This window comes from Bilophila sp. 4_1_30 (genome assembly GCF_000224655.1).
Taxonomy (GTDB): Bacteria; Desulfobacterota; Desulfovibrionia; order Desulfovibrionales; family Desulfovibrionaceae; genus Bilophila; species Bilophila wadsworthia.
Window position 1 is genome coordinate 611460 of the sequence record NZ_JH114232.1, and the last position, 12858, is coordinate 624317.

At 60.9% G+C, this 12858-nt stretch carries 13 protein-coding genes and 1 tRNA gene; 6 read left to right on the forward strand and 8 right to left on the reverse strand.

What is annotated here, in order from left to right:
* Nucleotides 1-468 precede the first annotated feature (468 nt).
* The 8 genes from HMPREF0178_RS09340 to tolQ all read right to left on the reverse strand — a co-directional run bounded on the left by HMPREF0178_RS09340 (nt 469) and on the right by tolQ (nt 6964).
* Nucleotides 469-975, reverse strand: coding sequence for a periplasmic heavy metal sensor (locus HMPREF0178_RS09340; RefSeq protein WP_009380416.1), 507 nt, complete (start codon nt 973-975; stop codon nt 469-471).
* A 280-nt stretch (nt 976-1255) separates the two neighbouring features.
* A tRNA-Pro gene (locus HMPREF0178_RS09345) sits at nt 1256-1332 on the reverse strand.
* 50 nt (nt 1333-1382) lie between these two features.
* Nucleotides 1383-1880, reverse strand: a complete 498-nt coding sequence (pal, locus tag HMPREF0178_RS09350; RefSeq protein ID WP_005028312.1) for a peptidoglycan-associated lipoprotein Pal — start codon at nt 1878-1880, stop codon at nt 1383-1385.
* A gap of 247 nt (nt 1881-2127) precedes the next feature.
* A complete protein-coding gene (locus HMPREF0178_RS09355) occupies nt 2128-3450 on the reverse strand; it encodes a PD40 domain-containing protein (RefSeq protein WP_039958995.1) in 1323 nt (440 codons plus the stop codon).
* 127 nt (nt 3451-3577) lie between these two features.
* On the reverse strand, nt 3578-4261 hold the full coding sequence (locus tag HMPREF0178_RS09360) for a TonB family protein (RefSeq protein ID WP_009380419.1): 684 nt from the start codon (nt 4259-4261) through the stop codon (nt 3578-3580).
* A 492-nt stretch (nt 4262-4753) separates the two neighbouring features.
* Nucleotides 4754-5740, reverse strand: coding sequence for a cell envelope integrity protein TolA (gene tolA / locus HMPREF0178_RS09365; RefSeq protein ID WP_009380422.1), 987 nt, complete (start codon nt 5738-5740; stop codon nt 4754-4756).
* An 81-nt stretch (nt 5741-5821) separates the two neighbouring features.
* Nucleotides 5822-6262 (reverse strand): ExbD/TolR family protein, encoded by a 441-nt coding sequence (locus HMPREF0178_RS09370; RefSeq protein ID WP_009380423.1) that lies wholly within the window; start codon nt 6260-6262, stop codon nt 5822-5824.
* Nucleotides 6263-6271: 9 nt separating this feature from the next.
* Nucleotides 6272-6964: a protein TolQ gene (gene tolQ, locus HMPREF0178_RS09375; RefSeq protein WP_005028317.1), complete on the reverse strand. Its 693-nt coding sequence runs from the start codon at nt 6962-6964 to the stop codon at nt 6272-6274.
* A 318-nt stretch (nt 6965-7282) separates the two neighbouring features.
* Between tolQ and HMPREF0178_RS09380 the strand changes: the two genes are divergently transcribed.
* The 6 genes from HMPREF0178_RS09380 (at nt 7283) to hysA (ending at nt 12806) form a co-directional block, all read left to right on the forward strand.
* The gene (locus HMPREF0178_RS09380) at nt 7283-7678 is read left to right on the forward strand and encodes a Fur family transcriptional regulator (protein WP_009380424.1); all 396 of its coding nucleotides are present in this window, start codon (nt 7283-7285) and stop codon (nt 7676-7678) included.
* 151 nt (nt 7679-7829) lie between these two features.
* A complete protein-coding gene (gene rbr, locus HMPREF0178_RS09385) occupies nt 7830-8405 on the forward strand; it encodes a rubrerythrin (RefSeq protein ID WP_005028319.1) in 576 nt (191 codons plus the stop codon).
* 19 nt (nt 8406-8424) lie between these two features.
* Entirely contained in the window at nt 8425-8610 is a 186-nt protein-coding gene (locus HMPREF0178_RS09390; RefSeq protein ID WP_005028320.1) for a rubredoxin, read from the forward strand.
* Between the two features lie 212 nt (nt 8611-8822).
* Nucleotides 8823-9875 (forward strand): glycosyltransferase family 9 protein, encoded by a 1053-nt coding sequence (locus HMPREF0178_RS09395; protein WP_009380427.1) that lies wholly within the window; start codon nt 8823-8825, stop codon nt 9873-9875.
* A 540-nt stretch (nt 9876-10415) separates the two neighbouring features.
* Nucleotides 10416-11366 carry a NiFeSe hydrogenase small subunit gene (gene hysB / locus HMPREF0178_RS09400; protein WP_009380430.1) on the forward strand — a complete coding sequence of 317 codons (951 nt, stop codon included), beginning with the start codon at nt 10416-10418 and terminating at the stop codon, nt 11364-11366.
* A 15-nt stretch (nt 11367-11381) separates the two neighbouring features.
* On the forward strand, nt 11382-12806 hold the full coding sequence (gene hysA / locus HMPREF0178_RS09405) for a NiFeSe hydrogenase large subunit HysA (RefSeq protein WP_009380431.1): 1425 nt from the start codon (nt 11382-11384) through the stop codon (nt 12804-12806).
* The last annotated feature ends 52 nt before the right edge of the window (nt 12807-12858 follow it).

Consider the following 12858-nt stretch of genomic DNA (forward strand, 5'->3'; position numbering starts at 1 on the left):
ACCCCATCCTCTCCCAAGACTTTCGACTGGTGGGGAGGCTGCGCGACGGGAGTTCGTTCCGTCCGGAGGAAAAGGGGAGATGAAGGCTGTATGCGGCGTTTTATTGTCTTTTCAGGGGAAAACTGAGGGGACGTTGCGCAGGGAACAGCGCAGAGTATGAGTGTGGAGCTCATCGGGGATTTTTCAGCGGCTTTGCCGTGAAAGCCGAGAGTGTCTTACTTGGTGCGCGACCATATCGTTTTTTTGTAATCAGAAGCAATCGCAGTCTTTAAAAAGGCGGGGGAGTCTCTTTCCTTGCCTTTTTCTGTATCCTTTTCCGTTTTCCTGTTGTGTTTATGAGTTCCTGTCGCATCACCTCCCCACTAGTCGGAAAGTTTAGGAGGGTGAGAGGAGGGGGCTTGGGGGGAGGGGAGAGGGAACCCTTTGAAAAGGGTTCCCTCTCCCCTCCCCCAAATGCTCCATTTCCAATCAATACATGGGCATCATCATGCCCTGATGATGGTAGCCGCGCATCATGCCGCGATGCATGGGGCAGGGCGTGTAGCCGTCCGAGCAGGTCCCGCGCTGGATGGAAATGCCGAGCTCGTTAGCGAGGCGATCTGCCATCATATCGTGAACCTTGATCATCTGCGTGTGCAGCGAAGCGACCTCGGCGGCGGCCTTGGCAATGGCTTCCTCGTTCATGTTGGGCATACTCGCCATCGTATCAAGCTGAAGGCGCTTGGCCATCATCTTTTCACGGAGGGGCAACATGGCTTCTTCCGCCGATTTGATGATTTCATTGTATTTGGCCTGTTTTTCAGGCGTCAGAGCTTGGTAGGCCGCATTGTTGTCGAAGGTGCCGACGGGCGGCATCATGCCGTTCCCGGCGGAGGCGGCAGGAGCCGCTTCAGCGGCCTGAGCGAAATTCGCCCCGGCGCAGGCAATGGAAGCCGTCAGAGCCAGAAAAAGGAACGCTTTCAGATAAGTACGCATATCCCAAACCTCCGGTTGCGTGTCGTTCCCAAGAGCATAGGAGGCGCAACGGGGCGAAACAATGATTGTTTCGATGAGAGGCGTGAGGTGCCTTGCAGGAGGGGGAAGAGAGGCAGATGCGTACGCGGCGGTGCGGGGGATGGCAATGGGGCCGCATGGATAGGGAAGCGGCGTGAAGCGGGGGCTTGCAGAGACGGGAGGAAGCCGAGAGCGGCGAAGGGGGAGAACGACGGGCAGAAAAAAAGGACTCCGGCTGTGCTGGAATCCTTCTGCGTTATTCTGGTCGGAGCGACTGGATTCGAACCAGCGACCCCCTGGTCCCAAACCAGGTGCGCTACCAAGCTGCGCCACGCTCCGTTACGGCTCACGCCGCCCCGGAAGGCGGCGTGAGTTCTCAGAAAGCAAACTTATTTCGCGATAACGCGGAAGTCGTCGCGGCGGTTCTTCGCCCACACGGCGGGACCGGTGCCTTCAACGGCGGGACGTTCCTTACCGAAGGAGATCATTTCCATCTGGTCGGGGTTCACGCCGAGCATGACGAGGTATTCGTAAGCGGCGCGAGCACGACGTTCGCCGAGGGCGAGGTTGTATTCCTGGGTGCCACGGGCGTCGCAGTTGCCTTCGATGCGCACGCGGATGCTGGGATAGGCCTTCATGAGCTCAGCCTTCTGGCGGAGCATGTCGCGGGATTCGGCCTTGATGTCGGACTTGTCAAAGTCGAAGTACACGATGCCGTCGGTGATCGCCTGAGCGGCGCGTTCGATAGCGGCGTTAGCGGCGCCGTTGTCGTCGGCGGTGGTGGCGGGAGCCACGTCAGCGCCAGTCTGCTTTTTCGCGCAACCAAAGCCAGCACCCATAGCCACAACGAGAGTCACAACGAGAGCCAAACGTTTGAAAGTGTTCATCTCTTTTTCCTCCTGAGCGAGTTCCCCCGCACAGAAAAACGGTTGATAAAATTCCTTCTTCCTTGCGTATACTACCCTGCACACGCAAGGGCTGAAGGTTATTCCGGCAAACCTGTATTGTCAAGCTAGTAGGGGGCTATTTCAGTGATTTCCCGCGAAGATTTGCGAGGGAAAAACACGGTTGCGGAGGGCTGCTCCCGCCCGTTTCCGCCTATCTAAAAAACGCTCCCTTTTCCGTCAAGCCCGGCTAACGGGGAATCGCGCCCCAGCGGGGGAACGAGGCGTCTCCGCTGCCCGTGGGGACCTTCTTCGCGTCGCCGCCGTGACGGGTCGTCAGGTAAATCTGGTTCGGGCCGCTCCGGTTGGAGGTGAAGGCGATGAAGTAGCTGTCCGGCGCGAAGGAGGGAAGCACGTCATTGCCGGGGCCGAAGCTGATCTGCTGTTCCGTGCCGGTGGTCAGATCCTGCACGAAGATGCGGTTCCCTTCCGAGGTGAGGCGCGAGAAGGCGATCAGTGTCCCGTCGGGGCTCATGCTCGGTTCGGTGTTGTAGTTGCCCTGTTTGGTCACGCGGGAGACTGAGCCGGAGGCCATGTCCTTCATGAAGATCTGCGGCCCGCCCATGCGGTTGGACGTGAAGGCCATCTTGGTGCCGGCGGCGTCGAAGGTCGGCGACACGTTGATGGTGCCGTTGGCTTCAAGCGTGCGTTCCTTCTGGAAGGCGTGGTTGAGCATGAAGATGTCGGGGTTCTTGCCGGTGGAGAGGCTCACCGCGACCTTGTTGCCGGGGGTGAAGGTGGGGCCGATGACGGTGTTGCCGGGGAAGCGGATACGCTGGACCCGGTTGGTCAGGCGGTCCCATACGCCGAGGGCATGGCTCTTGTCGTCCATGTGGCTGAATACGATGAAGCGGCCGTCGAGCGACCACGACGGGGACATGGCGATGCCGGGGATATCGGTGATCTTGCGGAGGTTGCGGCCGGTGGGCTTGGTGATCCACACGTCGCGCTTGTTCTTGCCGCTGTTCTTCACGAAGGCGAGCGTGGCGAGGAAGAAGTCGCCGTGGCCGGTGAGGGCCTTCATGAGGTCGGCGCAGAAGCGGTCGGCCACATCCTGCACTTCTTCTTTGGTTACGCCGCTGTAAGCGTTGCCGAACACGAACTGTCCGGAAAAGGTTTCGTAGACGCGCAGCTCCACTGTGGACCCGGACTTGTCGCCCTGAGGCCAGCCGGCGGTGACGAGCAGGTCCGCGCCCGCAAGCTGGAAGCGCTTGAAGTCGACGTTCGGGGGCTGGTAGCCGGGGAGGGTCGTACCGCCGAGGACAGCTTTGGGATCCGTCAGCCGCATGAAGGGCAGGAAGCTCAAGTTGTCATGGATGGCGGCGTCGAGCTCCTTGCCAAGCCCTTGGGCAGGCTGACCGGTGCTGAGCGGGGCGGCCATGGCCAGATTGACGATGTTCTGACCGGGCCCGTAGATGTCGATCTGCATGGCGGCTTTTGAGGAACCGGCGGCACAGACCATCACAAGGCCGAGCAGAAGCAGCACTTGGGAAAACAGGCGAAATGGTTTCATGATGCCTTTAAAGGGGTTGGGGGTGAACGGGAGGTCCTCCCGCAGGATTTGGCTTACCGCTTTTTCGGTAAAAAGGCCTCCCGTTTTTGCCACGGAAGACCTTTTGCTTACGCGGCGCGAGTCTAGATCAATTGTTTTTGAGGGTAAAGAGGAGACGCATGGTCAGAGGTTCGGAACCCGCCGGGCGCGGGGGGATGACCCCTTCCCGGATGACCCCGGTGAGGACGGCGTTATCCACTTCGGCCTTCCCCGAAGACTTGGAGACGGACATCTGTTCGATCCCGCCGGTTTCGTTGATGCGGAGGGTCAGTTCCACGCTGTATTCCCCGTGGACGCCCTGCGGGATCTGGATGTAGGGCTTGGCCCGGAACATGATTTCCTCGGCGTAGCTGCGCTCCTTGGGAGCGGAAGCCTGCCCCTGAGGCGCTGTCCCCTTGAGGGAGCCCGGATCCGTCATGAACGTCAGATAGACTTCGGTGATGGCCCCGTACGGCGGCGTGGGAAGCGTACCCGCGCGCACGACGGCCTGACAGGCGGACTCGTCGAGCGCGGCATTGCCCGACTTGCGGCTTGCCTCGCAGTACAGCGGGCGCCCGTCGCTGCCGATGCGCAGGGAGATGGTGACTATGCCGGAAGCGCCCGCCGGGGGCTGCCATGCGGGCAGCACCTTGACGAGGACATCCCCGGCGTAGCCGCCCGCGGTGTCCGCTCCGGCAATGAGGGGCATACCCGTCGGTTCAGCCATGCCCGGCAGGGCCGAGCACAGTATGAATCCAAAAGCAGCCAGCAGACGCATTATTGATTTAGGCATCGTTCGCTCCGGGATTTTTCTTGCGTGTTGAAGCGTATACGTCCCTTCTACCGGACACTCCGCCAAAAGGCCAGCCCTCTAGAGGGAGGGAAGGCCGGGGGAGGGCGCTTTTTATAAAAAGCGCCCTCCCCCGGACCCCCACCCGCAAAAATTTTAACTGGTGGGGAGGCCGCGCGTAGGGAGTCCGTTCCGGTGGAAGGATAAATGCCATGGAACGGTTCAGCGCCTTTTTTGCCCTCTTACGCAGGGGCCTTCACGCTGTTTGAACTGGCTGGAGATACGTTCTTCGTCCCCTTGCATGCGGAGCCCGTCCGGCGGGGAAAGGGACGCTTCTTCATACAATTTACAGGGAAAGCGGGTAGGGGGATTCGATAAGGCCGAAAGCCTTGGGAAGGGGGAGCGAGCCGCTCTGGCAGCTTGGAGGGGCGGGGAAACCTTTCTCCAGAAAGGTTTCCCCGCCCCCAAATGTATTCTTCCCGCAAGCCGTACAAGCTACCTTCTGCCCATCATTTCCTGGGTATTGAAGGTGAGGAGGAGTTCCTGCTGATCGGGCGTGGGCGGCGCGGGGAGCACTTTGGTCCTGATGACCGCGTTGACCGCCGAGGCGTCGACTTCGGCCCTGCCGGAGCTGCGGGCCACCGTGCAGCTGAGGACCTTGCCGTTCGGATCAAGCTTTACGTTGACCTGCACGGAAAGGTTCGCGCGGGAGTAGGTCGGCATACTCCAGTTCGGCCGCACGGCAAGGATGACCTGCCCCATATACACGTCGTAGATGCCGCCGCCACCGGGGCCGTCGCCTTCGCCGCCGCCACCGCCGCCAGCGCCCCCGGCGCTTTTCTGGAAGTCGGCAAGAGCGCCCGCGACGGACGATTTGCCGCCTTTTTCCTTGGTGCCTCGGGACGTCCCGGCCTTCTTTTTGGCGTCGTTCAACGCGTCGGCAAGAGCCTTGCTCGGGTCCACGCCGTCCTTCTTCTTGTCGGATTCCTTGGCGGGCTTGGCCTTGTCGTCCGTTTTCTTGGCGTTCTCCGAAGCTTCCTTCTTGTCCTTCTTGCCGTCGTCCTTAGGCTTTTCCTTCGGTTTTTCCTTGGACTCTTCCTCTTCCTCGTCCTTGGGCTTCTTGGGTTCCTTTTTCTGCGCCAGCGCGACCTCGTCCGGCTTGGGCTCGGGCTTCGGTTTGGGCTTGGGCTGCGATTCCTTCTTGGGCTCGGCCTTGGGCTGTGCCGTATCCTCACGGGCTACGGGGACGGCGCTGGCCGCCTGCTCCGCCGGGGCGGGCTGAGGCGCGGCCTTCGTCGGCATGGGCTTGCCCTGCGGCCCGAGCACGGGCGAAGCCATCCGGTTGCCGCCCGGAGCGCCCATGTTCACGCTGATCTGCATCATGGGCTGATCGAGCTTCACGGGCGGAGAGCTCGGCCACAGGAAGATCAGCAGCGCCAGGGCGAGGTGCAGGAGGATTGAAAAGAAATAACTGCCAAACATTGGTGGGTCTGCCTTTTTCCCCGGGCTGCGGAAGCCGGGGCCCTTCTATCCGTTGTGCGCGACCGGCGGAAAGCCGGGGCTTTACTTCTTGCCCTTCTTTTCCGGGACGGCGGGCGTATCTTCCCGCAAGGCCACCACGCCGAGCTTGTCGATCCCGGCTTCACGGATGCGCCCCATCACGTCCACGACAAGGCCGTAGGCCACGTCCTTGTCGGCTTGGAGAAACAGCTGCTTGTTCTGCTGCTTGACGAGCAGGCCGATCTTATCCTGCAGCTCGTCCAGCCCCACCTCGTACGAGTCGAGGAAAATGGCGCCGTCCTTGCGGACCGTCAGGATCATGTTGTCCGATTCGGTGGGCAGGGTTTCGACGGCCCGCGTCTGGGGCAGGTCGACATCAAGCCCTTCCGTCATCATCGGCGCCGTGACCATGAAGATGATGAGCAGAACCAGCATGACGTCGACGAACGGCGTCACGTTGATTTCCGACACGAATCCTTTATTGCCGCCGACAGAAGCTCCCATGAGGCACCTCTACTCGGCCTGTCCGCTTCTGGACACGGCTCGGTGGGCGTTCAGCTCGCGCTGGACGCGGTTGAGGAACATGCCGGCGAAGTTGACGAGGCGGGTTTCGAGCACGCCGAGGCTTCCGTGGAACGTGTTGTAGCCGATGGTCGCCGGGATAGCCACGAGAAGGCCCATGGCCGTGGCGATGAGGGCTTCGGAGATGCCGGGCGCGACGGTGGCGAGGGAGGCGGATTTCATGGCGCCGATGGCATGGAAGGTGTTCATGATGCCCCAGACGGTACCGAACAGCCCGATGAACGGGGCCGTGTTCGCGGAGGTCGCCAGGAAGGACAGGGAGCTCGTGAGGCGGGTCATTTCCATGTCCACGCCCTGCCGGAGCGCGCGGCGCACGTTGTCGACCACGACGTCTTCAGAGTTCCCGGCCTCTTTCGAGCGGTTGAATTCGGTCACGCCCTCATGGGCGACGGTATACAGCGGGGAGTCGGGATCGCCGCCGAGGGACTGCACGGCCTCGCGCAGGTCCCGGGCGTGGTTGAAACGGTCCATGCCGTCGGCGGCCTTTTTGAGCGCCGCCCGGATGTTCATCCATTTACGGAACATCAAGGCCCAACTGAATACGCTCATGAAGAGCAGGACCACGAGGACCGCCTTGGCTACCAGCGTGGCTTGGGCAAGAAGGGAAAGAATGCTCAAATCCATAACGTCACACCTTGGTACGTCTGTATTTTTGGGAAAAACGCCGCAACGGCGTTGCCGCCCCGGGCTCCTGCCATAACAAAAGTCCCGACAGCACCGGAGCGCTATCGGAAAAACGCTTGTTCACTCGCCCGGTAATAAGCGTCTCTGTCCGTGGATGCAACGAGAAAATGGAGCCATTTCCCCGCGTGCGTCCGCAAACGGGTTTTGACGGAAAAATGCGGGCCGTTTGACAGTTCTATTCATTCCGCCGATAATATGCAATCCAAAAACTTGACATTTTTTAAGCATAACAGTAATTGTTCTCAAAGAGGTATGGATATGTCACAGCCACAGACTCGTATGACTAGACAACGTATGGTTATTCTTGAGGAATTAAGAAAGGTCAAGACTCACCCCACGGCTGACGAGCTGTATGCGATGGTTCGTACCCGCATGCCGCGTATCAGTCTTGGGACTGTCTACCGCAACCTTGATTTCCTGACGGAATCCAAAGAAATACTCAAACTGGAGTCAGCCGGCTCCATCCGCCGTTTCGACGGCGATACCCGCCCCCATCAGCATGTGCGCTGCCGGGTTTGCGGCAAGATCGGGGACGTCATTCCTCCCGTGCCGACGCCTTCCGTTGAAGGCGTTTCCGTTGAGGGCTTTACGATCACGGAAGCGCGCGTTGAGTACGAAGGCATTTGCGAAGAATGCGCCCGTAAGGCTTCCTGAAATCATGGGGGAATCCTGTTGAGTTATAGTGGGGTTCCCTCATGCGCTTTTTAGCGTTATTCGTGTAACGGATTTAATGGGCGCATCCGATGCGCCCAAGCGGTTCAAAGGGGCTTATCCCCCTTCATTTCTTACCAAAAGGAGAGATTGTATGAAATCTTTGAAGGGTACGCAGACTGAAAGGAATATCCTCACCGCCTTTGCCGGTGAATCTCAGGCCCGCAACCGCTATGATTATTTTGCCGGTGCGGCCAAAAAAGACGGCTTTGTGCAGATCGCCGACATCTTCACTGAAACCGCGCTTCAGGAAAAAGAACACGCCAAGCGCCTGTTCAAGTTCCTTGAAGGCGGCGACGTGGAAATCACTGCCGCCTTCCCTGCCGGCATCATCACGGGCACGGAAGCCAACCTGTACGCCGCCGCTGCCGGTGAACATCATGAATATACTGAAATGTATCCCTCTTTTGCGAATATCGCCGACTCTGAAGGTTTTTCCGAAGTCGCCTGTGTGATGCGCAACATCGCCATTGCGGAGCAGTACCACGAAGAGCGTTTCCTCGCGTTCGCCAAGAACATCAAGGAAGGCCGCGTGTTCGTGCGTGAAACCCCCGTCGTGTGGCGCTGCCGCAACTGCGGCTGTCTGGTGACCGGTACGCATGCCCCGGCCCTGTGCCCCGCCTGTGCGCACCCCACCGCCCACTTCGAAGTGCTCCACAACCCGTGGTAAGCCGGTAAAGAGGTACATCATGGCTGATCCGAAAGACATGTATCGGTGTCCGGTGAGCAACTGCGGCTACGTGTACGATCCCGACCGGGGCGACAAGCGCCGCAAGATTCCCGCGGGCACTCGCTTTGAAGACCTTCCCGAAGACTGGACCTGTCCCGTCTGCGGGGCATCCAAGAAGAACTTCAAGCCTCTGAGCGAGGCTTAACCCATGAGGCGGGCGGGAAGGTAGCCCTTCCCCGCCCGCTTCCAAGCCTCTCGTCAAAAGAGGCGTATTTCCATTGAAAAAAGCCCGGATGCTTGTCTGGGCTTTTCTCGTCTCTTGTGCGGACAGGGGACACGGGATAGGGTGCCGTTGCGGAAGAGGAATTGCGGGCTTTCCCGTATGGGACTGGCAGTCTGGCCGAAAGGAGGCGCTTTATGAAGCGGATCGCGGTATGGAATACGGCTTTTTTGGGGGATGCGGTGCTGACGCTGCCGTTGATCCAGACGCTGGCGGATGCGTTTCCCGGTGCGGAGATTGATTTTTACGTGCGCCGGGGGCTTGGCCCCCTGTTCGAGGCCCACCCGTCCATCCATGCCGTCCATGAGTATGACAAGCGCCGCATCGCCGGGAACAATCGCCTGTCCGCGTTGCTCAAGACCGGGCGTATCCTTGGCGGGCGGCGTTATGACATCTGGATCGGCGCGCATCCAAGCCCCCGTTCCGCGCTGCTGGCCCGCTTGAGCGGCGCGCCGTTGCGCGTGGGCTATATCGGGGGCCCCGTCGCGGCGCTCTGCTACAACCGGCGCGTATCCCGCCGCTTTTCCGAGCTGCACGAGATCGAACGGCTTCTTGAGCTGCTGAAGCCCATCTTGCCGCCTGAAACCCCGCGTCAGCACTGGCCCGAGTTGACGCTTCCCTCGGCGGCACTGGAGAAGGCCGCCGCCTTCCGCGAGTCGCTCCGGCAAGGCGATCAGGAACCCGTCCTGCTCGGGCTGCATCCCGGCTCGGTCTGGGGCACGAAACGCTGGCTGCCGTCCGGCTTTGCGGAAATCGCCCGCCGGGCCGCCGCCCGGGGTGCCCATGTGCTTGTCTTCGCCGGCCCCGGCGAGGAAGGTGTGGCCCGCGATGTGATCGCCCTTTCGGAACTCAAGGGCAATCCGCTCCTGCACGACTTGTCCTGCGCCCTGACGCTGCCCGAGCTGGCCGCCTATCTGCGCATGTTGAACTGTTACGTTTCCAATGACTCCGGCCCGATGCATCTTGCATGGGCGCAGCATACTCCGGTTACGGCTTTGTTTGGGCCGACGGTGCGTGAGCTCGGCTTTTTCCCGCGCGGCGATTCCGCCAAGGTTTTTGAGGTTTCCCTTGAGTGCCGTCCCTGCGGCCTGCACGGGCCGCATCATTGCCCGAAGAAGCATCATCGCTGCATGGTCGACATCGACGTTGAAGCCGTGTGGCGCGATGTGGCGGGAAAGCTGGGGGTGTAGGAGAACTTGGGGAGGAGGAGAAACGTGGGGGGCTCCCCCCTTCTCCAGAACGTTTCTCCTCCCCCTCCCCAAAACCCACCCCTTCCTCTTCAAAGGCTTTTGACTTTATCGAATCCCTGCTGTCGATTTTCCCGGCTGATGGCAAGCGGCCCCGCCTGAATGATTCCTAATTCAGGCGGGGCCGCTTGCTGAAACAGCCTCTCTAAGAAGCGTTCCCCACGTTTCAGTTTCCCGCTGGAACGGACTCCTTTCGCGCGGCCTCCCCACCAGTCAAAGTTTTTGCGGGAGGGGGTCCGGGGGAGGGGGCTTTTTTCAAAAAGCTCCCTCCCCCGGCTCTCTCTTTCTACTCCTTATAATCATTGATTCGCGGCTGCCTCACGATACGTTGGAGTGGCGGAGTTCCAGGCGCACTCTCCCGCCGGGGGCGACGCTGAACTTCCCCGCTGTCGGATATTTTGGGGGTGGGGAACGGGGGAGGCGCCCTTTCTACGGGAGGGCACCTCCCCCCAATACGTCTGTAACCGAAACAAGAGGTTTCCTATGGAACTTACCCGACGAGACTTCGTGCGTATTTGCACCGGGACGGTGGCGGGAATCGGGGTTTCCGGCATGTTTCACCCGTTCGTGCGGGATGTGCTTGCGGAAACGCTGACCGGGCAGCGCCCTCCGGTGTTCTGGGTTGAAGGGCAGGGGTGTACGGGCTGTACCGTGTCCCTGCTCAACAACGCCCACCCCGGCATCGCCAAAGTGCTGCTGGAAATCATTGCGATGCATTTCCATCCCACAATCATGGCCGCCGAAGGGCAGCTCGCCTTCCAGAGTATGCTGGACAAATCCAAAGAATTCAACAGCCAGTACGTGCTTATCGTCGAAGGCTCCATCCCCTTGAAGGCGGACGGGAAATACTGCGTCGTGGGGGAAGTGGATCATCATGAGTACACCGTGGCTGAAACCACGGACATCTTGGCCCGGAGCGCTGCGGCCGTCGTTGCCGCCGGGACATGTTCGTCCTATGGCGGCGTTCCAGCGGCGCGCGGGCAGCAGACGCAAGCGGTGAGCGTAAGCCAATTTTTGAAGATGCGGGGCATCCCCACCCCGGTGATCAACGTTCCGGGCTGCCCTCCGCATCCCGACTGGATGGTCGGGACGCTGGCCCTTCTGCTTGACGCCATGAAGCGCAAGGGCACGGAAGGCGGCGTACTGGAGATCATGCGCGGGCTCGATGACGTGGGGCGGCCCAAGGTGTTTTATCCGAACACGCATCTGACCTGCCCCTACCTGAGTTCTTTCGAAGACGGCATCTTCTCCCCGTTCATGACGGACAAGAAGGGGTGCCGTTTCGAACTCGGCTGCCGGGGGCCGTGGAGCGGCTGCGACTCCGCCACGCGGAAGTGGAACGGCGGGGTCAACTGGTGCATCGCCAACGCCACCTGCGTGGGCTGCACGTCGCCCAATTTTCCCGACGGCATGTCCCCCTTCTATGAAAACTGATCGCCCGGAGGCAGCATGAGCAAGACCGTTATCGCCATCGATCCCGTTACCCGACTTGAAGGGCATCTCAAGGTCGAGGTGCAGGTGGAGGACGGCAAAGTCGCCGACGCATGGATCACCGGCGGCATGTTCCGGGGGTTCGAGGCCATCCTGCGCGGGCGGAATCCCCGCGACGCCTCCCAGATCGTACAGCGCATCTGCGGCGTGTGCCCTGTGGCCCACGCAACGGCGTCATCCCTTGCGATTGAGGCCGTGTGCGGCGTCGAGGTGCCCGAAAACGGGCGCATCGCCCGGAACCTGATGCTGGCGGGCAACTATCTCCAATCCAACATCCTGCACTTCTACCATCTCGGCGGACAGGACTATTTCCACGGGCCGGATACGGTACCGTTCATCCCGCGCTACCGGAATCCCGATTTGCGGCTTTCCGAAGAGCAGAACACGCTGGCGATGGATGAATACATCGAGGCGCTGGAAGTCCGGCAGGTCTGCCACCAGCTTGTGGCCTTGTTCGGCGGGCGTATGCCGCACTTGCAGGGCATCCTCGGCGGCGGCGCGGCGCAGATCCCCGACCGCGGGACGATTCTCGAATACGCGGCGCGCATGAAGCAGGTTCGGAAATTCGTGGAAAACCGTTACCTGCCGCTGGTCTACACCATCGCCTCACGCTACATGGATATGTTCGAGATGGCGCACGGCTACAAGAATGCCCTGTGCGTGGGCGTTTTTCCGCTGGCGAAGAAGGGCGAGCAGTTCTTCAATGCCGGGGCCTACATCAACGGGCGTGACGAGCCGTTCGACGGGAAACGCATCCTTGAGGATGTGCGTTATTCGTGGTTTGAGCCCGCGCCTTCCGGCACGCCGCTCCAGAAGTCGGAATCCAATCCGCAGGTGGACAAGGAGGGCGCGTACAGCTTCATCAAGGCTCCCTTGTATGCCGGGCATCGGGTCGAAGTCGGCCCGCTGGCGCGCATGTGGATCAACGACAAGCCGCTTTCGCCTATTGGCCAACGGTTCTTTGCCGATATGTTCGGCGTCCGTGCGGAGACGTTCCGTCAGATAGGCGAGGACCCCGCCTTCTCGATCATGGGGCGCAACGTGGCGCGCGTCGAGGAGGTGTACCAGACCCTCGGCATGATCGAGTATTGGCTGCACGAGCTGGAGCCGGGCGCGCAGACCTTCGCCTTGCCGGAAGTCCCGCAGGCCGGGGAGGGCATCGGCTTTACCGAAGCGCCGCGCGGCGCGTTGTGCCACTACATGCGCGTGAAGAACGGCGTGATCGACGATTACGCCGTTGTAGCCGCCTCCATGTGGAACTGTTCGCCGCGCGACGACGCCGGGAAGCGCGGGGCCGTTGAAGAGGCGCTCATCGGCGTTCCCGTTCCCGAGGTCGACAGCCCCGTCAACGTCGGGCGCGTGATCCGAGCCTACGACCCGTGACTTGGCTGCGCCGTGCACGTGCTGCACGCCAAGGCCGAGTAGAGAAAGAATC